Source organism: Nocardiopsis sp. LDBS1602 (genome assembly GCF_035818715.1).
GTDB lineage: Bacteria > Actinomycetota > Actinomycetes > Streptosporangiales > Streptosporangiaceae > Nocardiopsis > Nocardiopsis alba.
On sequence record NZ_JAYLVW010000005.1, the window covers coordinates 273,596 to 293,046 of the forward strand.

Below are 19,451 nucleotides of genomic sequence, written 5' to 3' on the forward strand. Positions count from 1 at the left end.
GGGGTGCAGGGCGGATTCAACTGGTTGTCGCAACACCTCGATCAAGGGGTGTTGAAATGGGACGACCTCGAGGCTGGGGTGCTGCTGTCACCGGTAGACCGCCGATGCGCTCACCAGGGCGACCGACCACCAACGCGCGCCAGGTCCAGCGCCGGTTCTGGGCCCGAATCGCTGAAGGCCTGTCGACCGAGGACGCCTCAGCAGCGTGCGGCGTTTCAACGCCGGTCGGATCACGGTGGTTCCGTGAGGCTGGTGGAATATCGCCTATCGCCTTGTATGCGCTGTCTGGCCGATACCTGTCGTTCGCTGATCGCGAGGAGATCGCGCTGTGCAAAGCGCGGAACATGGGTGTTCGCGAGATCGCTCGGCACGTAGGCCGCGATAAATCGACGATCTCCCGCGAGCTGCGCCGTAACGCCGCCACCCGTGGCGGTCGCATCGAGTACCGGGCCTCGGTCGCCCAGCGGCACGCAGAACGCCGGTCCCACCGTCCCAAGGCCGCCAAGCTCGCGATCAACGAACAGCTTCGGGACTACGTCCAGGAACGGCTCGCGGGAACCGTGACCGACGCCGAGGGAAGGCCGATCCCGGGCCCCAATGTGCCCTGGAAGGGACGACGGCACGGCCGTCGGGCCGACCGGCGGTGGGGAACCGCCTGGAGCCCGGAGCAGATCAGTCACCGCCTGAAGGTCGACTTCCCCGAAGATGAGTCCATGCGGATCTCACACGAGGCGATCTACCAGGCGCTCTACGTTCAGGGGCGCGGGGCTCTGCGGGTTCCGCGCTCCCGCACGCGTGGGCGCGGCAAACACTTCGTCACCCCTGATGTGCTGATCAGTGCCTGCCCGGCCGAGGCCGACGACCGTGCCGTGCCCGGGCACTGGGAGGGTGACCGGATCATCGGGCTGGAAGGGTCGGCGATCGGCACGCTGGTCGAGCGCACCACCAGGTTCACGGTGCTACTGCACCTGCCGAGGATGGAGGGCCATGGCGAGACGGCCCTGGTCAAGAACGGGCCGCCGCTGGCGGGGCACGGGGCCGAAGCGGTCCGGGATGCGATCGCGGCGCAGTTCGGAGAGCTGCCTGAGCAGTTGTGGAGATCGTTGACCTGGGACCAGGGCGCTGAGATGGCTCAGCATGCCCAACTCCGGGTCGATACGGGGTTGGAGGTCTATTTCTGCGACCCTCACAGCCCGTGGCAGCGGGGCGGCAACGAGAACACGAACGGGTTGCTGCGCCAGTAATTTCCCAAGGGCACGGACCTGGCCCGGCATAGTGCCACCGACCTTGAGGCGATCGCGAGGACGCTTAACACCAGGCCTCGTAAGACGCTCGGCTGGAGGACACCCGCAGAGGCCTTCGATGAGCATCTACAGTTGGTTGCACGAGCCGGTGTTGCGAGGACCCCTTGAACCTAAGCAGTATCTCGCGGTGCGCTATACCCAGCGGCTGGCCGAGGCGGGCGTGGTGGCCTCGGTCGGCTCCACCGGGGATTCCTATGACAACGCCCTGGCCGAGGCGTTCCACTCGCTGTTCAAGGCCGAACTGATCCGTAACCGCGGGCCCTGGAAGAGTCTGGACGAGGTCGAGATCGCGGTGGCCGGGTACATCGACTTGTTCGGCCACCGCCGCCTGCACGGCGAGATCGGACTGGTCCCGCCAGCGGAGTTCGAAGACGACTTCTACCACCAGGAATCCGTGTCAGCACACGACGAAGCGTCGGTTCCGAGCCGCTAAAAACCCGGCACGAAACAGGCTGGTGCGTGCGGCCAAACGGGTGTGCCGGGTGTGTCCGGTGCAGCTCAACTGTCTGGCCGAGGCGATGCACCGGGGTGAGCAGTACGGGGTGTGGGGCGGTGCCTCGGAGGAGGAGCGTCGCCGCTACCGGGGCGCACTACGGGGAGAACGCGAAGGGAGCACGCGTGGGCGAAACCGAGCGGCGTGATGAGGAAACCGAAGATGCCCAGCTGGAGCGGTTGCTGACGATCCCCGAGGCGGCGCGGGTGCTGGCGGTGCCCGAGTCCTGGCTGCGGGAGCGGGTGCGGTTGCGCAAGGTTGCGCACCGCAGGCTCGGCAAGCACGTGCGCTTCAGTGTGAGTGACTTGGAGGCGATCGTGGGCGGGGCGGCCCAGCACGCCCTCGCTCCCAGGCGAATGGCCCACCGGTGGAGACAAGAAGGGTAGGGAGGGAGCCGACGACGGGGCCGGTGCGCGGGACCGGGGGAGTGGGCGGGCCGTCGATGGCCTCGATCATGGTGTCGTCGATGTCGGTGACCAGGTGCCCGTAGCGGTCCATGGTCGTGGTGATCGAGGTATGCCCCAGACGGCGCTGGATCTTGAACACGTGCACGTCCTTCTCGATCAGCCACGCCACATGGGTGTGGCGCAGGTCGTGGATACGCGGCTTCTTGCCCAGCCCGCGCCGTTGGGCCTCCTTGACACCTGGCGCCCAGCGGCGGCCGTAGAAAGAGGAATGCCGCCACCAAGACCCCAGGTCGGTGGTGAAGACGAACTCCTCGGGCTTCTTTCCCTCCAAACGGGGACGCAGCAGGTCGATGGTGCGCGGTGAGAGCGGCAGTCGCCGCCGGGAACTGCGGGTCTTGGGCGCCCCCAGATGGAAGGTGTTGTTGGGTCCGCGCTTCCAGGCCCGGTGCACGTCCAGGTGCCCGCGCACCTGCTGCTGTCCTTCCGCGTCGATGGTCGGAGTGAAGCTGACGTCGCGGACCTGCAGGGCGACCAGTTCGCTGTAGCGCATGCCGGTGCGCACGAACACCTCGACCATGTCGCGTACGTCAGGGTGCATCGAGTCCCGGAGCAGGGTGAACTCCTCACGGGTCAAGAAGCACATCTCGGTGTCGGCCTCGTGGTCGGCGCGGGGTAGCCGGGTGCGGGCGGCGGGGTTGGAGGGCCGAATCGGCGGGTCCTCGCGTACGGCGGCCTCGCAGATGGAGAAGAGCAGCCCGTGCAGGTTGTGGATGAACTTGGCCGAGAGGGGTTTGCGTAGCCACCCGGGTTCCTTTCGGCGGCCCCGACTGGGGTTGGGAGTGCGGTAGGAGGCCTTGGGGTCGGGGAGGCCGGTGCGTAGCTGGTTGATCCAGGCGCGGACGTCCTTGGGTTTGAGCTGGGCGGGGTCGCGCAGGTCGACCTGTCCGAAGTGCGGGATCAGGTGGAGTTCGAGTTCGCGGTGGTAGTCGGCGCGAGTGCGTTCCTCGATGCCGGTCATGGAGTCGATGAGCTCGCGGGCGAAGTCGGCGAAGACGACGGGTTCGGCTGCGGGTTCCTCTTCTTCCTTGACCTTGATCCATCCATGGCCGGGGATCCACCCCGCGGCCCAGCCCTGGCGGGGGATCCAGTTCTCGGGCCAGTGGTGTCCGGCGTCCTCGACGTGGAGTTTGAAGGTGTGGGCGTCGGCGCGGGTGTCGAAGGGTTCGGACTGGGGCGGGCCGCCACGGGTGCCGCCGAGCCGCCATTTGACCCAGTAGCGGGTGCGTCCGTCGGCCAGGGTGCGCTGGTTGATGGTTGCCATGGGTGGACCATCGCTTGGGTGTGGGCCAAAGCGAAGGGAATCCGCGAAGGTCCTCGAAGATCTTTACACAGGCCAGGACGGGTGACCGACGGATGTACTGATGCCCGTATGCGGCGGGTCTGTGTAGTTTCGGAGCGGGTCCGGTTCGGGGGTGCACGGCTGTGTGCCCCCCAACATCGGTGAGTGACGGGATGGGTGGTGGACACTCACCGGCCCGGGTTGGGGGTCCCGTGCACCCGCTGGTGCACCCCCGGTAACGCAAAAGCCCCTGACCACTTTGCGTTTCCGCTGGTCAGGGGCTTGAGCCTCTGGGGTGAGTGACGGGACTTGAACCCGCGACTTCTTGGACCACAACCAAGTGCTCTACCGGCTGAGCTACACCCACCATGTCCGCCGGGCCTCTCGGCCCTGCGTACGTATGAAAGCTTAGCGGACTCCGAGGAGTGCTTCGATCATTTTTCGGGGGCGGATTCGGCGAGAGCCACGTCACGCGCCTTCATGCCGGTGCCGCCCTCGACGATCTCGGCGGCGATCGCGCGGGCGGTGGCCGAGTCGGGCCCGGGTTCGGGTACGAAGGCGGCGGCGCGGAAGTAGCGCAGCTCCTGGATGCTCTCGGTGATGTCGGCCAGGGCGCGGTGGCCGCCCTTCTTCTCCGGGCTCGCGTAGTAGACGCGCGGGTGCCAGCGGCGCAGTAGCTCCTTGATGGAGGAGACGTCGATCATCCGGTAGTGGAGGTGGGAGTCGATCCGCTTCATGTCGCGGGCGAGGAAGGTGCGGTCGGTGGCGATGGAGTTGCCGCACAGGGGCGCCTTGCCGGGCTCGGACACATAGCGGCGGATGTGCTCCAGGACGATGTCCTCGGCCTCCTGGAGGGTGACGCCGTCGTCCAGCTCGGCGAGCAGCCCGGAGGTGGTGTGCATGTCCCGGACGAAGTCGCCCATCCGGTCCAGAGCGTCCTGCGGAGGCTTGATCACGACGTCGACACCCTCGTCGAGGATGTTGAGTTCGCTGTCGGTGATCAGACAGGCCACCTCGATCAACGCGTCGTTCTCGAAGTCGAGGCCCGTCATCTCGCAGTCGATCCACACCAAGTTGTCGTTCATACGGGTCAGCTTAGGCGTTTCGGATCTCGGAACGGACGACGAAGGGGGCGGCGGGCCACCGAGGCCCACCACCCCCTTCGTCGGAGCGTCACCGCCGGACCATCAGATGTGGACGGCGAAGATGTCGTACATCCAGTCCCACGTCCCCGAGAGCTGGAGGTAGCCCAGCAGCCCGAGGATCAGCACGATCAGGATGAGGGTGAAGCACCCGCATCCGCATCCGCGCTTCTTCTTTTTCGGCGGCTGCTGCTGGGGAGGACCGTAGGGGTGACCGTGGGGTCCCGCCGGACCGCCCCATTGGGGGCCGCCGGGCGGCGGACCGCCATGGGGGCCGCCCATCGGGCCCTGAGGGTGCCCCGGGCCTCCGTGCGGGGGGCCTCCCATGTGGGGCTGCCCCGGGCCGAAACCCGGAGGCGGACCCTGCGGCGGGCCCGGAGGCCGGCCGGGAGGCGGACCGAACTGTTGGGGCGGCGGAGCGCCGAACTGCTGATGCGGGGGCTGCCCCTGGGGGGCGAAACCCTGCGGCGGGTAGCCGGGAGGCGGGCCCGCCGCAGGACGCTGACCGTAGACGGGCGCCTGCTGGGGGCCGGACGGAGGCTGGTGAGGGGCCACCGGGGGTTGCTGAGGGGGCGCGGGGGGCCGGTGCCCGAAGGAGGGCGCCTGTTGCGGTCCCGAAGGCGGCTGCTGGCCTGGGGAGGGCGCCTGCTGGGGGCCGGACGGGGGCTGCTGCCCGAAGGCCGGTGCCTGCTGCGGTTCCGACGGCGGTCGCTGACCGAAGGCGGGGGCCTGGCCCGGCTGCGGACCGGAGGCCGGCTGCGGTCCGCCGGCCTGACCCGGGTTCTGCGGGGTCCACGCCGCGGGCGGGGAACCGGCGGAGCCCTCCGGGGTGCTCGGCTGTTCGGGAGCGTTCTTGCGCGCCTCCTCGGCCCGCTCGCGTTCCTCCTCCGCGCGCTTTCGGGCCTCTTCGGCCTGCTCGGCCGCCTCGGCCTCCTTGCGGACCCGTTCCTCTTCGCGCTTCTTCGCGGCCTCGGCCTCGGCCTGGCGCCGCTGTTCCTTGCGCTCCTCGGAAAGGTCCGCCCAGCCCTCCTTGAGGTTGCCGAGGAACTTGTTGAACTTGCCGCCCTTCTGGTCCTCCGCGTCGGAGCCCTCGGCCGCGCCGCCCGAGAACATCGGGTCGGAGGGGTCGAAGATCGCGGTGCCGCCGGGCGACTGTTCGGCGGGGCCGGGCTCGAAGACGGCGGTACGCGGGGCGTCGCCGATCCGGTCCGGGTCGAAGACGGCGGTGCGGGGGGTGTCCCCGATGGCGCCGCTCAGGTCCGCGGTGGGCTCCTCGTCGTCGTCCGTCGAGGGGGAGGGGGCCGGGGCGGCTCGGCCGGGCAGGTCGGAGGGGTCGACCCGGATGGTCGCGCCGGCGCCGCTCAGGTCGGCGGTCGGTTCTTCGTCATCGGGGTCGGACCCCCACGAGGAGGGGCTGATGCGCATGGTGCTCGGCTCGTCCTCCACCGGGGCGGGGGACGTGGGGGATCGCCGAAGGGAGGGGTCGTTCCGTCGGGAGGGATCGATGCGGATGGTGCCGTGCTCGTCCTCTGGGGCGCTCGGGGCCCCGGGGGCGGAGGGGCCCAGCCGGACCGTTCCCTCGTCATCGTCGTCGGGGGCCGTGCCTCCCTTGTGAGCGCTCAGGTCGGCGGTGGGGAGTTCGTCCTCGCCGGAGGGAGCGCCTCCGGCCCGACCGCTCAGGTCGGTGGTCGGGAGCTCGTCCTCGGGGTCTTCGGCCCCGCCTTGGAGCTCGCTCAGTGAACGGGTATGCCGCGTCCACTCCTCACCGTTCCACCATCTGAGTGTTTGCGCGTCGCCCTGCGGGTCCGCATACCAACCCGGCTCGATAGATCCACCCATGGCCGACAGACTAAGGGGTTTCGGTACCGCACTTAACCAGTGGTATCCGATTCGCTGAGCCGACGGTGGTTCGAGAGGTCCACGTCTCTCTTTTCGTGTCCGTCCTGTGACAGGGAGTTGTGCTCCGGATGCTCTCCGGAGGCCGGAGAGCTCTCGGGGACCCGCGCGATCACCCGTTCCCCCGTGGCCACGCGCTCCGGGCTGATGTGTCCCGGTGCGGTGGAGACCGATCCCGGGACCTGGTCATGGCCGAAGTGGCCGCCTCGGGACCAGGCCCGGGTGGTCTCCTGGCGTGTGGGGCGCCGTCCGTTCCGCCGTCCGGGGGCCCCGGCGGGCCAGTGTCTGGAGACCCCCCAGGAGTCCAGCCATGCCAGGAGAGGGTCCAGGCCGACCATGGGACCGTCGGTGAACGGTTCCGGCTCGGTGGCCACCACGGCCACCACGAGGCACACACGTCCCTCGTCCCCGTGGTCGAGGAGGCGCCGTTCCAGCGGTGTGCCGCCCAAAGGGAGAGCGCCGCGTCGGGTGGCGGCCAGGAGCTGGACGATCTCTCCGCTCACCGGGTTCCACACCAGGTGGGTGGTCCGGCCTTCGCGGATCAGTCTGCGTGCCTCCTCGCGTGCCGATCGGGTCCTCGGATCGGATCCGGTCACCGTCCAGACGGCACGGGGGGCACCGGCCCCCGCGGCGGTTCGGGAGGTCCCGCCGTCGATCCTCTCGGCACCGGGCATCCACACCTTGGCCATGGCACTCTCCCATCCGGTCACACCGGTTTCGAGGCGGGGGATCCGGGGCGGGAGCGCTGAAGGGGCCCGGATCGCGGTTCCCTCCCGTGGTACGCCACCCCCGGGGGAGAAGTCCAGAGCCTTTGGTGCGTTGGTGAGGTTCATGTCACCTTCTGTTCCGCCCCACGCACCCGAGAGTCACGGTCGGCCTTCGCGGGGAACGGAGAAGGGCCGGAACGCGGTGGTGTCCGCGTCCCGGCCCGGGGAGGAGGCACGTGGGTCAGTCCCGGTCGTCCTCGGTGTCGGCGATCCGCAACGAGAACGCCTGGAGGAAGATGTCGCCGATCTCGGTGGGGTCCTCGGTCATGTAGGCGGCGCCTCCCGTGGCGGCGGCGATCTCCTGGAGGGGTTCCAGGTTCCGTACGTCCGGACCGAAGGCGATCGTGATGATGGGGATGGGCCGTGAGGGGCTGGAGAGGGAGTCGAGTTGGGAGAGCAGTTCGTCCAGCTCCATCCCACCGGGGTTGTCGTCGTCCCCGTCCGTGAGCATCAGGATCACGTTGGTGCGATCCGGCCGGTAGGTACGGGACATCTCCTGATAGGCGGCCAGGTAGGTCTCGTACAGCGCGGTGTCGCCCTGGGGCAGCGGTTCCAGGTTCTGGAGCGCGGAGGCCAGCACGTCACGATGCTCGTTCCCCGATCCGTCGGTCGCCTGGAGCTCACGGACCGGGGCGATCTCCTGGTGGTGGAGGTCGCCGTTGACGTTGGTGGAGAACTCCCACAGGCCCAACTCGGAACTGTCGGAGAACATCTGGAGCCCCTCGGCGGAGGCGGCGCCGGCCACCTGCATCCGGGTCAGCCCCGTTCCGGGGACCTCGGCCAGCATCGACCCGGAGATGTCGACGATGGTCAGGACCCGGGAGTCCATTTTGAGCTGGTTCCAGGAACGGATCAGGTCTTCGATGGAGCTCTCCGACGGGGAGGAGAGTTCATCACGCGGTTCGGGGAGGAACCCGGCCTCCTCGGTCAGGACGGAGGGGTCCCTCTCCCCTTCGGGGCCGCGGAAGCCCTCGGCCAGTAGACGGTCCGCGGCCGACTCGGAACGCACCGCCGTCCGGAACATCTCGGCGGCGCGGGTGATCGCGCTGTCCTCGCTGCGCACGATGTACGGATAGTCGAGGTAGTAGGTGCCCTCGTCCGGGTAACCGGCGCGCGCGGGCGCGTCGCCGTGGACGGAGTTGTAGCGCCACACGGCCTGTTCGGACATCACCATCACGGGAGAGGCGGACTCGCCGCCGCCGCTCAGGGCGAGGAAGGCGGCCTCCTCGTCGGCGGAGGCCCCTCTGTGCAACGACTGGAGGGCGGCGGTCATGCTCGCGTTGAAGGTGTCGGCGTCGGAGCCGGTCCCCTCGAGGGCCCCGTGCAGCAGGTGGAGGGTGCCCAGACCGCTGGAGCTGCGGGCCGGGTCGACCACGCGGACCGTGCGCCCGTCCTCCTCGCCGGGGGCGTCCGTGGGGACGACGTCCATCCAGGTGGTGGGGGCGTCGTCGGCCTCGGAGAGGTCGGCGCGCTCGGCGACGACCAGGGGTGTGCGGGCGACGGAGGTGCCGGTCTCGGTGACGACGGCGTCCCCGGCCTGCCCTTGGACGATACGGGTCCACATCGAGGAGTCCGGGATCCACACGTCGGACTCGGTCTCGCCCATGGTGGCGCCCGCCCCGGTGATGCCGAAGGCGACGTTGGCCGAGTCGATCTCCCGTACCGAGGCGCGTACGCAGTCGCCGTCGACGGTGTGCTCCTCGGCGTTGAAGTCGTCGGCCACGTCGCCCAGGGCCGGCCCCAGTTCGGGGCTGACCGCGATGTCCAGGGTCAGGTCGGAACCGCCGCAGCCGTCGCCCTTACCGAACATGTACACGCCCGCGGCGGCGATGACGATCACGATCGCCGACGCGGCGGCCAGAGCGGCGATCGCGCCGCCGCGGCCTCGACGGCGGCCTCGTTCGGCGGGTTCTTCTGTGTGCTTTCCGCGGTGACGTCCCACAGCTTTCCTCACTGGGTGGTGTACGCACGGGGTCGTACAAGGGGGTGAGCGGGTACAGGGGGAGGGGTAGGGCTCAGTTGTCGCAGTCGGGCACGCACAGGCGCCGGGAGATCGAGCTCAGGAAGAAGTCGCCGATCTCGTCGGGGTCGTCGGTGACGAACGACGAACCGCTGGTGGCCCGGGCGATCGCGGCCAGTTCCCGCTCCTCGGCCCCGTCTCCGAACCCGATGATGAACATCGTGACCGGCCTGCGGGGGTCGAAGCGGTCCTGGAGGGCGGCGACCAGCTCCTCGTGGGAGATCTCGCTGGAGCCCTCGTCCTGGCCGGCGGTCAACAGGATGACGCTGTTGATCTTGTCCTCCTGGTATCCGGCCTGCACCTCGTCGTAGGCGGCCAGGATGTTGTCGTACAGACGGGAGCCGCCGCCCTCGACCTCCAGGTTCTCGGCGACGTCCACCATCTCCCGACGGCGGGTGACGTCCCCGTCGTCCGCCGCACCCAGCGGGTGCATGTCCGCGGCCTTGTCCCGTCCGCTCGGCCCGTAGCCCTCCGCCATCAGCCACAGGCCCATGTCGGTCTCGTCGGGGAACAGGGACAGGCCCAGGAGCGCGGCCCGCTTGGCGATCTCGATGCGGGGGAGCCCCCCGTCGAGGCTCTCGGCCATGCCGGCGGAGGCGTCGGCCAGCACCAGGGTGCGGCTGGGCATCGACAGCCGGTTCCAGTCGGTGATCGAGGCCAGGAGCGCGTCCCCGGTCAGGTCCTCGTGGGTGGGCGGCGCCGCGGCGATGACGCCGGGCTGGGAGGCCAACAGTGACGACGCCTCGCCACCGGGGTCTCGGAAGCCGAGTTCGCGCAACCGGTCCCGGTACTCGTCGCCGCGCACGACCTCGTACAGGTCGGCGGCGGCCGAACCGAGGGCGGAGTCGTCGGTGGTGGTCACGTACGGGTAGTCGAGCGAGACCGTCCCGTCGCCGATGTAGTACGCCTGGAGTTCGGGGGCCGAATCGGCGCGACGCAGGTTGTAGGAGACCACCGCCTGCTCGGGGACGGCGATGACGGGGGCGGTGCGATCCCGGGCGGCCGCCGATCCGGTGAAGACGGACGTCAGGTCGATCTCTCCGAAGGTCGAGTCGAGTTGGACGTCGCGTACGAAGTCGGTCATGGCGGTGTCGGCGTCGTCGCCGGTGCCCAGGTGTGCGCGCACGGCCTGCATGACGGTCATGCCGTCGGCGCCGCGGTTGGGGTCGACCATCACGACGGGACGGTCGGGGTCGCGTTCACCGGGAAGGAGCAGGGTCCAGTCGGCGTCGTCCTGGGCGGGCATGCCCTCGGCGTCGGGCGGAGCGGCCAGGACGACGGGGGAGGAGGCCAGCGAGGGCGGATCGGTCTCGATGCCGTGCGCTCCGCCCGACGAGACCCGGGCCAGCTCCACCCAGGCGGAGGACTCGGGGACCCACACGTGCGGGGTGATGGTCGAGTCGCCCGGCCGGTTCCCGGACAGGGAGTCCATGATCCGGTGCGGGGCTATCTCGTCGACCTGTGCGTACACGCAGGTGCCGCCGTAGGAGGGGTCGTCGGAGTTGAACTCGGTCGCGGCCTCCCGAAGGACGGGGGCGATGCTCTGGGTGGTGGACACGCGCAGGTAGCGGGTCTCTCCACAGCCGAGCGCGTTCAGACCGGCCGGCACGGCGATCGCCGCCGTGGCGATGAGGGCGACGACGATCGCGGTGATTCCCAGGGGCGACCGCACCGCCTTGCGCGTGGTGGCGGCGGCCGGTGAGGCGAGACGATGACGTCCAGTGGACACGGGCACTCCGGGTGTGACGATTCCGGCCCCGGGCGGGGGTTTCGGGCCGGGTTCAAGGGGCGGCCGCGGGTCGCGGCGCCCGGCACCCGCGGAAGGAAGGGAACGAACCGTCGTCCCATGAGCGGCGTCCCACAAGGTGTGAAGACGAACGATCATCACGAACGACCGATTCCTCCACCGGACCTTACTTGTTGGTAATGGGAGAGTGGAAGGGGACGGGTGGTACCGCTCACATCGCCGCCCCCGTAGGCGTCCGGTGACCGCTTTGTTACGGCGTATGTCGGATGGCGGTCCCCGCTCACGGATACCATTGGCCCCCGGTCAGCGTTTGACCGATACTTGACGTCCGCTTTGCGGATGCCCCGCAGTGGCGGGGGTGCCCTCCACGGAACCCTCGCGACCAACCGACCCCCGAGGGTTTTGGCATGTCCCATTCGCACAGTGATCGACGCGGCCGAGGCGGGCCCGGAACCGCTCTGCTGGCCGGAGCCTGCTGCCTCGGCGCGGTGACCTACGCCGTGTTCGTCGGCCCGTCGATGCTGCCGCCCCAGGACGTGGAGGCGGCCAACGCCTCCAGCCCCGAGGTGCTCGGCAGCGTCATCGAGCCGAGCGCCGAGGAGCCCGAGACCAGGGCTCCGGTCGGTTCGTTGCGTGTTCAGGTGATCGACCGACACCACGCCTGGGTCCAGACCCTGGAGTGCGAGGGGGACCCGGAGGGGGACCCGCAGGCCTGCGCCGCGTTGGCCGAGGCCGCGGAGGGCACGGCGGGGGATCCCACCGCCTCGGTCCCGCCCGAGGACGAGGAGGAGATCGACCCCGAGGACGACCCCGGAGCCGACACCCTGTTCGCCGAGGTCCGGGACGGCACCGTGTGCACCGACAAGGTGTACGGCCCCCAACAGGCCGTCATCGAGGGCACATGGGAGGGCCGCGAGATCGACACCACCCTCTCGCGTCGAGGCTCCTGCGAAGAGGCCCGTTGGCAGCGTCTGACCTCCGTCACCGACCGGTTCGAGAACGAGTAGGGGCCGCCGACGTGCGGCGGGGGCGAACGGGTCGGGATAATCGACGACCATGAACGTCATCAGGGTCAGTGACCCCGCCGACCCCCGTCTGGCCGACTACACCCGTCTGCGCGACGTCAATCTGCGCCGCCACCTGGAGGCCGAACACGGCCTGTTCATGGCCGAGGGCGACAAGGTGATCCGCCGCGCGGCCACCGCCGGCTACGTTCCGCGCAGCTTCCTGCTCACCGAACGTCGGGCCGAGGCCCTGGACGACGTGGTCGCCGCCACCGAGGCACCGCTGTACGTGGTCTCCGAGGAGACCGCCGAACGCCTGGTCGGCTTCGACCTGCACCGCGGTGCCCTGGCCGCCTACCACCGCAAGCCCCTGCCCTCTCTCGACGAGGTGTTGGAAGGGGCGCGCGCGATCGTGGTGCTGGAGGACCTGGTCGACCACACCAACGTGGGCGCGATCTTCCGCAGCGCCGCCGGGCTGGGCGTGGACGCGGTGATCCTGGCCCCGCGCTGCGCCGATCCGCTCTACCGGCGCTCGGTGAAGGTCTCCATGGGGTCGGTCTTCACCCTCCCCTACACCCGGCTCGACGACTGGTACGGCGGACTGGACACCCTGAGCGAGGCCGGTTTCGACCTGATGGCCCTCACACCGGGCGAGGGCTCCCTGCCCCTGGCGGAGGCGATGGGGCGACTGGCCCCCGACGCCAAGGTGGGCCTGCTGCTGGGAACCGAGGGCGACGGGCTGTCCGCGCGCTGGCTGGAGCGGGCGACCTCACGTGTGCACATCCCGATGGCCGACCGCGACGTGGACTCCCTCAACGTGACGGCCGCCGCGGCCGTCGCCTGTTACGAACTGGCCCGGTTCGGAGCGGTCTCCGGCCGGGACCACGGGGTCTGACCGGCCTCGGAACCCTCCCGGTCGAGGTCGGCGCCGAGGTGAGCGTCTAGGGTGTCGCGTGACACGGACCAATACCGAGGGAGGACGCACGTCATGGGCGGCCGAGCACTGGTGCAGTGGGAACAGAACAGGGACAACGCTCCCGACTCGCTCCACGTCGACCTGTACGCCGGAGGGCCGGCTCCGGCCGAACTGGAGGACGTCACCTTCTACCAGGTGCCCTACGTCCCCTCCACCCAGGGAGTGGACGAACGGCTGGACATCATCGGCCGAATGCCGGAACTGCGCGTCCTCCAGTTGGTCTCGGCCGGGTACGAGCAGGTGCTCGACCTGGTGCCCGACCACGTCACCCTGTGCAACGGGCGGGGGCTGCACGACGCCAGTACCGCCGAGCACACGCTCGCTCTCATCCTCGCCGCGCAGCGTGAACTGCCGCGGTGGGCGATCGACCAGCGCGAACGTCGGTGGACCCCGAGCCCGCAGCGTTCCCTGGCCGACTCCCGGGTGATGATCGTCGGATACGGCAGCATCGGCCGGGCGATCGAACGGCGCCTGCTGCCGTTCGAGACCGAGGTGGTCCGGGTCGCCGGGCGGGCACGGCCGGACGAGGACGTGCACGGCGTGGACGAATTGCACGCGCTGTTGCCGGAGGTCGACGTGGTCGTCCTGGTCACCCCGCTCACCGAGGCCACCCGCGGCCTGTTCGGTCGGCGCGAGTTCTCCCTGTTGCGCGACGACGCCCTGGTCGTCAACGTCGGGCGCGGCCCCGTTCTGGACACCGAGGCCCTGATCGCCGAGAACGGGCGGATCCGTGCGGCGCTGGACGTCACCGATCCCGAACCGCTGCCGGTCGAACACCCGCTCTGGGAGGCCCCCGGCGTGTACTTCACCCCGCACGTGGCGGGCGGTTCGGCGGCCTTCTATCCGCGGGCCCGCGCCTTCATGGACGAGCAGCTGGCCCGGTGGGCGAAGGGCGAGGCGCTCGCCAACGTCGTGCGCCCCGGACGCTGATCGACCGCCGCCCCGCCCGGAGAGAGCCCTCCGGGTGGGACGGTCGCCTCGCGTGGCCGCGTGGCCGCGTGACCAGGGGGCGATGTTCGTCGCGGGTCTCCTCCCGTTCGTCGTACCCGAGGAGGAGACTGGCGGTATGCGTATCGCGGTGGTCCCCGACGGGGAGGGTGGAGGCCGGCTGAGGGAGCTCGACGGCGGTGCGCCGGTCGGCCCGGCCCGTCACGTGGACGACCTGGCGGCCGAGGTCGGCCGGATCGAGGGAGAGGCGGGGGAACCGCCGCGCTGGATCTGGGCGGCCACCGAGGACGTCTACCCGGAGCTGGTCCGGGCCGGGGTACGGGTGCGCCGTTGCCACGACGTCGAGCTCACCGAGGCCCTCCTGCTCGGGCACGCGGCCCGGCACGGCGAACCGCGCTCGCTGGGCGCGGCCTGGGCCCGGGCCCATGACCTCGCCGTCCCCGACGATCCCGTGCGACGGTCGGGAGAGGGGACGACGGCCCAGCCGACCCTGTTCGAGGCCGACCGTTCCACCCTGCCGCCCGGCACGGACCGGCTCGACGCGCTCATCGAGGTCCATCGTGGGCAACGCGAGCGTGTGGCGGAATCGCCCGCCCCCGCTCGGTTCTCGCTCCTCGTCGCGGTCGAGTCGGCCGGGGCGCTGGCGGCGGTGGAGATGAGTCACGACGGCCTTCCCTGGCGGCCCGACGTCCACGACCGGATCCTCACCGAGATCCTCGGCCCCCGGCCTCCCGCCGGGCAGCGCCCCCGTGTCCTGGCCGAACTGGCCGCTCGGATCGGCGAGGTGGTGGGGCACGAGGTCAACCCCGACTCGCCGGCCCAGGTGCTGAGGGCCATGGCCTGGGTGGGGCACCCGGTCGAGTCCACCCGATCCTGGGTGCTGGAGCGGATCGATCACCCGGTCGTCCCACTCCTGCTGAGGTACAAGGAACTCGCCCGACTCCATTCGGCCAACGGGTGGAGCTGGCTGGAGACCTGGGTCGAGGAGAGGCGCGACCCCGAACGCCCCGACGGGCCGAGAACGGGCCGGTTCCGTCCCGACTACGTCGTGGGCGGTGTCGTCTCGGGACGTTGGGCCACCCGGGGCGGCGGCGCCCTACAGATCCCCAAAGCGGTTCGGGGCGCGGTCCGGGCGGACCCGGGACGGCTCCTGATCCGCGCCGACGCCGGGCAGCTCGAACCGAGGGTCCTCGCGGCCGTCTCGGGGGACCGCGCCCTGGCGGAGGCCGCGGCGGAGGAGGACCTGTACGCCCGCCTGGCCGCGCACGTGGGGGACGACCGGGAACGCGCGAAGATCGGGATGCTCTCCGCCATGTACGGACAGACCTCGGGCGACGCCGCGCCGTTGCTGGCCACGATGCGGCGCCTGTACCCGAGGGCCCTGGGCTACGTGGACGCCGCGGCCCGGACCGGAGAGGGCGGCGGCATCGTCCGTTCCTGGCTCGGGCGGACCTCCCCCGCGCCGAGCGATTGGACGGCCACGATCGCGCGCGCGGACGGAGAGCGGCGACGTCGCGCCCACGGCCGCTTCACCCGGAACTTCGTCGTCCAGGCCACCGCGGCGGAGTGGGCCCTGGTGCTGCTGGCCTCACTACGTCAGGAGTCGCCATCGATGCCCGAGGGCTGCGGGATCGTCTTCTTCGTCCACGACGAGGTCGTCCTCCACGTTCCCGAGGAACTGGCGGAGGAGACGGTCCGGGCGATCCATCGGGCCGAGACCCTCACCCGTACGACCCTCTTCGGTGACACCCCGGTGCGCTTCCCCCTCGACATCTCGGTCACCGACTGTTACGCGAAGACCTGATCGGAGGCGAGAGCCCGATGCGTTCTCCCATCCGTCACCTGGACGAAAGGTAGACGTCCGATATCGGACGGCGTGGGATTCTTGAAAACGGGGCCGGGTGCGCTCATTCTGGGACGCGAACACTTCAACCGAGGGCCGTGTGCCGCAGCGCTTCCCCCGCGCGCCGCGGTCGCAGAAAGGGTGATCGACCCCCGTGCGGAACCGTCTCAGAACGTGTGCGGGCACCACGGCCGCCTTGGCGGTCGCCTTCACGGCCTTCGGGGCATCCCCGGCCCTGGCCGAACCCGTGATCGACGACAGGCCCCCACCGTCCCACCAGACCTCTCTCGACGATGGCGTGCCGAGTGGCTCCCAGCCCCGGATCGCCGCCGAGGCGAGTGAGTCGCCGGACGTCGCCGACGTCGACGAACTTCGCGGCGACACCTACGTGGCCCCCTATAAGGAGGCCCGTTCCGTCGAGTACTTCGCGGTCTCCGACGCACCCCTGCCCCGTGAGGCGGTCGACGAGGTCCGTCGGGTCTCCGGGGTGGAGAACGTCCTGACCGTCGACGCGGCCCGCGTCGCCCTCGACGGGGAGACCACCTCCGTGCTGGGGGTGAACCCCTCCACCTTCCGCAACCACGCACCTCGTCCCTCGGCCGAGTCCGACGAGGTCTGGCAGGGCGTCGCCGAAGGCCACATCGCCCTGTCCAAGGACGCGGGCACCGAGCGCGAGCTCGAGGTCGGCGGGGACGTCACCCTCGCAGGGGCCCACGGTCGGGTGCCCATGGAGGTGTGGACCCACGCCACCTCGGGTATCGCCGGGATCGACGCGCTGGTCTCCCGCGAGCGCGCACGCGAGCTCGGTATGCCCGAGGGCAACGCCCTGATCATCTCGGCGCCCGACGCCGACCTGTGGGAACTGCACGAGGCCTTGGGCGAGGCCCTCGGCGAGGACACCCAGCTCCAGCTCGTGGCGGACGCCCCCGAGCCGCTGGAGGACGGCGACGTCGTGCCGCCCAGCGTGATCGAGCAGGTCATCGCCAAGGCGGAGAGCCAGCTGGGCGTGCCCTACGTGTGGGGCGGCACCACCCCGAACGTGGGCTTCGACTGCTCGGGGCTGCTCCAGTGGGCCTTCGCCGAGGCGGGCGTGAGCATTCCGCGGGTCACCCACGACCAGTGGAACGCGGGCCCCCGGGTGGAGTGGGACGACCTTCGGCGGGGAGACCTCATCTTCTGGCGCTCGGACCCGACGGCGCCCGACTACATCTCGCACGTGGCCATCTACCTCGGCGACGGCCAGATGCTGGAGGCCCCGAGGACCGGCCTGGACGTCCGGGTCACCCCGGTCCGGACCGAGAACTACGCGGGCGCGGTGCGCGTCCAGACCTGACCGGGTGGAACGGAGACGGGCCGCGGTGTCACCTTCCGGTGGCACCGCGGCCCGTCTTCTCCTTGTCCGAACAACCGCCGGGAGGGGAAGGCAGGCCTCGGTCAGGAGGGGAGACAGGGTCACCGCTGAGGGAGGGGGAGACAGCGGTCGTCAACCCTGTGTTGGTGGTATGGAGTTGTGAGGGCGCACCACGATCGGCGATCGCCGGGGGCGCCTTGGCACAGGGTCTAGGTAAGCAGTGACCGGACGATTTGGCAAGAGGTCCGACCAAGGCGCGCACGGCGCCTCAAGTCACCCCAAAGCACCGTTCCTCCCGGGCACGACCGACGTGGAACGCGGTCCTCGGCGAGACGCCGGGAGAGGCCCGGCGGGGGAGCACCGGGCCTCATGGCTCACCGGCCGGCGGCGTACCCCTGCATCACGCGCGCGTCGGCGGCGGCGCGCAGTTCACCGGTCTCGGGGTCGCGGGCCACGGCGGCCAGACGACCCAGGGACCAGGGGGCGGCGACCTGGACGCGGTGGCCGCGTCGACGGAGCTCCTCGATGTTCTCCTCGCCGACGCCGGGCTCGACGGTCAGGTCCCCGGGGATCGTCTCGCGCGGGTGGAAGGAGCTGGCGAAGGCGTTGGTGTGGAACATCGGGGTGTCCAGGACCTCCTGGAGGTCGTCCACCCCGTTGAGCACGCGCAGCAGCGCGGTGGTCGTCCACTGGTCCTGCTGGTCGCCGCCGGGGGTGCCGATGGCCAGGACCGCCTGACCGTCCTCGCGCGTGACCAGGGTGGGCGACAGGGTGGTCCGAGGCCGCTTCCTCGGGGCGAGGGAGTTGGGCGAGGCCGGGTCCAGCCAGAACATCTGGGCGCGGGTACCGAGCGGGAAGCCGAGCTCGGGGATGACCGGGGAGCTGCTGAGCCAGCCGCCGCTCGGGGTCGCCGACACCATGTTGCCGTCGGCGTCCACGACGTCCACGTGGCAGGTGTCGCCGCGGTGGTCGGTGGGCGAGCCGATGGCCGCGTTGCGCACGGTGGGCTCGCCGGTGGTGCGGTCCCCGGGGGTCTCGTCGGCCAGGTACAGCGGCGCGTCGAAGGGCGGACGGCCGTCGGGGGAGCCCGCACGCGGGTCGAGAAGGCTGCGTTCCCGGTCGACCAGACGGGCGCGCTCCTCGGCGTACCCGGAGCTCAACAGCCCGTCGATCGGGACGTCGACGAAGTCGGGGTCGCCGTACCAGCCCTCACGGTCGGCGAAGGCGAGCTTGGCGACCTCGGTGACCCCGTGCACGAAGTCGACACCGACCCCCTCGCGTACGTCGGATCCGAGGCCGAGGACCTCGGCCATGCGGAGCTGCTGGAGCATCGTGGGGCCCTGACCCCAAGGGCCGGTCTTGTGCACGGTGTGGTGGCCATAGGTCACGGAGGCCGGGTCCTCGTAGGACGCGCTCCAGTCGGCCATGTCCGCCGCGGTCAGCAGGGCCCGTTCGGGTTCTCCGCGGCCGTTGACGACGGGCTTGGCGAGGAAGGCGCCGACGGCCTCGGCCACGAACCCCTGGGACCAGGCGCGGCGGGCCGCGTCGATCTGTGCCTCGCGGTCGCCGCCGGCGGCCTCGGCCTCGGCGACGATCCGCCGGTAGGTGGCGGCGAGCAGGGGGTTGTTCAGGCGGGATCCGGCGGTGGGGAGGACGCCGTGCGGCAGGTAGACGGAGGCGGATCCGGTCCAGTGTTCGGAGAAGACCGGGCGGAGGTTCTCGATCGCCGCGGCGATCCGGGGGAGGACGGGGTAGCCGCGCTCGGCCAGGCCGATGGCGTGGTCGAGGACCTGGCGGACGCTCATGGTGCCGTGGTCGCGGAGCAGGAGCATCCAGGCGTCGAAGGAGCCGGGGACGGTGGCGGCCAGAACACCGCTGCCGGGGATGCGGTCCCGGCCGGCGAAGGCCTCGATGGTCGCGGCGGCGGGGGAGACGCCCTGGCCGCAGAGTACGCGGGGGGCACGGCCGGCCGCCTGGAAGATGATCGGGACCTCACCGCCCGGGCCGTTCAGGTGGGGTTCGACGATCTGGAGGGTGAAGCCCGCGGCGACGGCCGCGTCGAAGGCGTTGCCGCCGCGTTCGAGGACGGACATGCCGGTGGCGCTGGCCAGCCAGTGGGTGGAGGCGATCATGCCGAAGTCGCCGCGGAGTTGGGGTCGTGTGGTGAAACCGGACATGGACTCGTCCTCCTGTGGGATGGGGGATGGCCGGACC

General features: G+C 70.6%; 13 protein-coding genes, 1 tRNA gene and 3 pseudogenes. 9 read left to right on the forward strand and 8 right to left on the reverse strand.

The genetic code is table 11. The annotated features are described in order from the left end of the window. Nucleotides 1–56 precede the first annotated feature (56 nt). From U9J66_RS18040 to U9J66_RS18055, 4 genes and pseudogenes are all read left to right on the forward strand, one after another. A pseudogene (locus U9J66_RS18040) lies at nucleotides 57–1,412 on the forward strand (IS30 family transposase). A gap of 7 nt (nucleotides 1,413–1,419) precedes the next feature. Next, nucleotides 1,420–1,737, forward strand: a pseudogene (locus U9J66_RS18045) (integrase core domain-containing protein); the annotation flags it as partial. 13 nt (nucleotides 1,738–1,750) lie between these two features. Continuing rightward, nucleotides 1,751–1,945 (forward strand): annotated as a pseudogene (locus tag U9J66_RS18050) (WhiB family transcriptional regulator); the annotation flags it as partial. Then, nucleotides 1,923–2,183 (forward strand): helix-turn-helix domain-containing protein, encoded by a 261-nt coding sequence (locus U9J66_RS18055; RefSeq protein WP_326338220.1) that lies wholly within the window; start codon nucleotides 1,923–1,925, stop codon nucleotides 2,181–2,183. The pseudogene U9J66_RS18050 and the gene U9J66_RS18055, both read left to right, overlap by 23 nt. On the opposite strand, the gene U9J66_RS18060 is transcribed toward U9J66_RS18055, so the two are convergent. The 7 genes from U9J66_RS18060 to U9J66_RS18090 all read right to left on the reverse strand — a co-directional run bounded on the left by U9J66_RS18060 (nucleotide 2,089) and on the right by U9J66_RS18090 (nucleotide 11,097). Then, nucleotides 2,089–3,525 carry a tyrosine-type recombinase/integrase gene (locus U9J66_RS18060; RefSeq protein WP_326338221.1) on the reverse strand — a complete coding sequence of 479 codons (1,437 nt, stop codon included), beginning with the start codon at nucleotides 3,523–3,525 and terminating at the stop codon, nucleotides 2,089–2,091. The two genes, U9J66_RS18055 and U9J66_RS18060, sit on opposite strands and share 95 nt — an antisense overlap. A 309-nt stretch (nucleotides 3,526–3,834) precedes the next feature. Then, nucleotides 3,835–3,910: transfer RNA gene (locus tag U9J66_RS18065), tRNA-His, on the reverse strand. Nucleotides 3,911–3,977: 67 nt separating this feature from the next. Further along, nucleotides 3,978–4,628, reverse strand: coding sequence for an oligoribonuclease (gene orn, locus U9J66_RS18070; RefSeq protein ID WP_017534257.1), 651 nt, complete (start codon nucleotides 4,626–4,628; stop codon nucleotides 3,978–3,980). Nucleotides 4,629–4,730: 102 nt separating this feature from the next. Continuing rightward, on the reverse strand, nucleotides 4,731–6,524 hold the full coding sequence (locus U9J66_RS18075; protein WP_326338222.1) for a DUF2510 domain-containing protein: 1,794 nt from the start codon (nucleotides 6,522–6,524) through the stop codon (nucleotides 4,731–4,733). Between the two features lie 32 nt (nucleotides 6,525–6,556). Continuing rightward, entirely contained in the window at nucleotides 6,557–7,270 is a 714-nt protein-coding gene (locus tag U9J66_RS18080; RefSeq protein WP_041561885.1) for a hypothetical protein, read from the reverse strand. Between the two features lie 259 nt (nucleotides 7,271–7,529). Next, the gene (locus tag U9J66_RS18085) at nucleotides 7,530–9,290 is read right to left on the reverse strand and encodes a substrate-binding domain-containing protein (protein WP_017534255.1); all 1,761 of its coding nucleotides are present in this window, start codon (nucleotides 9,288–9,290) and stop codon (nucleotides 7,530–7,532) included. 73 nt (nucleotides 9,291–9,363) lie between these two features. Beyond that, nucleotides 9,364–11,097, reverse strand: a complete 1,734-nt coding sequence (locus U9J66_RS18090) for a substrate-binding domain-containing protein (RefSeq protein ID WP_326338223.1) — start codon at nucleotides 11,095–11,097, stop codon at nucleotides 9,364–9,366. Between the two features lie 425 nt (nucleotides 11,098–11,522). On the opposite strand from U9J66_RS18090, the gene U9J66_RS18095 reads away from it, so the two are divergent. The 5 genes from U9J66_RS18095 to U9J66_RS18115 all read left to right on the forward strand — a co-directional run bounded on the left by U9J66_RS18095 (nucleotide 11,523) and on the right by U9J66_RS18115 (nucleotide 17,219). After that, the gene (locus U9J66_RS18095; RefSeq protein ID WP_014912335.1) at nucleotides 11,523–12,122 is read left to right on the forward strand and encodes a hypothetical protein; all 600 of its coding nucleotides are present in this window, start codon (nucleotides 11,523–11,525) and stop codon (nucleotides 12,120–12,122) included. Between the two features lie 49 nt (nucleotides 12,123–12,171). Further along, nucleotides 12,172–13,014, forward strand: a complete 843-nt coding sequence (locus U9J66_RS18100) for a TrmH family RNA methyltransferase (protein ID WP_326338224.1) — start codon at nucleotides 12,172–12,174, stop codon at nucleotides 13,012–13,014. A gap of 93 nt (nucleotides 13,015–13,107) precedes the next feature. Beyond that, complete coding sequence (locus U9J66_RS18105) at nucleotides 13,108–14,025, forward strand: 2-hydroxyacid dehydrogenase (protein WP_014911568.1); 918 nt, start codon at nucleotides 13,108–13,110, stop codon at nucleotides 14,023–14,025. A gap of 136 nt (nucleotides 14,026–14,161) precedes the next feature. Continuing rightward, on the forward strand, nucleotides 14,162–15,847 hold the full coding sequence (locus U9J66_RS18110; RefSeq protein WP_326338225.1) for a bifunctional 3'-5' exonuclease/DNA polymerase: 1,686 nt from the start codon (nucleotides 14,162–14,164) through the stop codon (nucleotides 15,845–15,847). 193 nt (nucleotides 15,848–16,040) lie between these two features. After that, nucleotides 16,041–17,219, forward strand: coding sequence for a C40 family peptidase (locus U9J66_RS18115; RefSeq protein WP_017534252.1), 1,179 nt, complete (start codon nucleotides 16,041–16,043; stop codon nucleotides 17,217–17,219). Between the two features lie 392 nt (nucleotides 17,220–17,611). On the opposite strand, the gene U9J66_RS18120 is transcribed toward U9J66_RS18115, so the two are convergent. Then, entirely contained in the window at nucleotides 17,612–19,414 is a 1,803-nt protein-coding gene (locus U9J66_RS18120) for a gamma-glutamyltransferase family protein (RefSeq protein WP_326338226.1), read from the reverse strand. Nucleotides 19,415–19,451 lie beyond the last annotated feature (37 nt).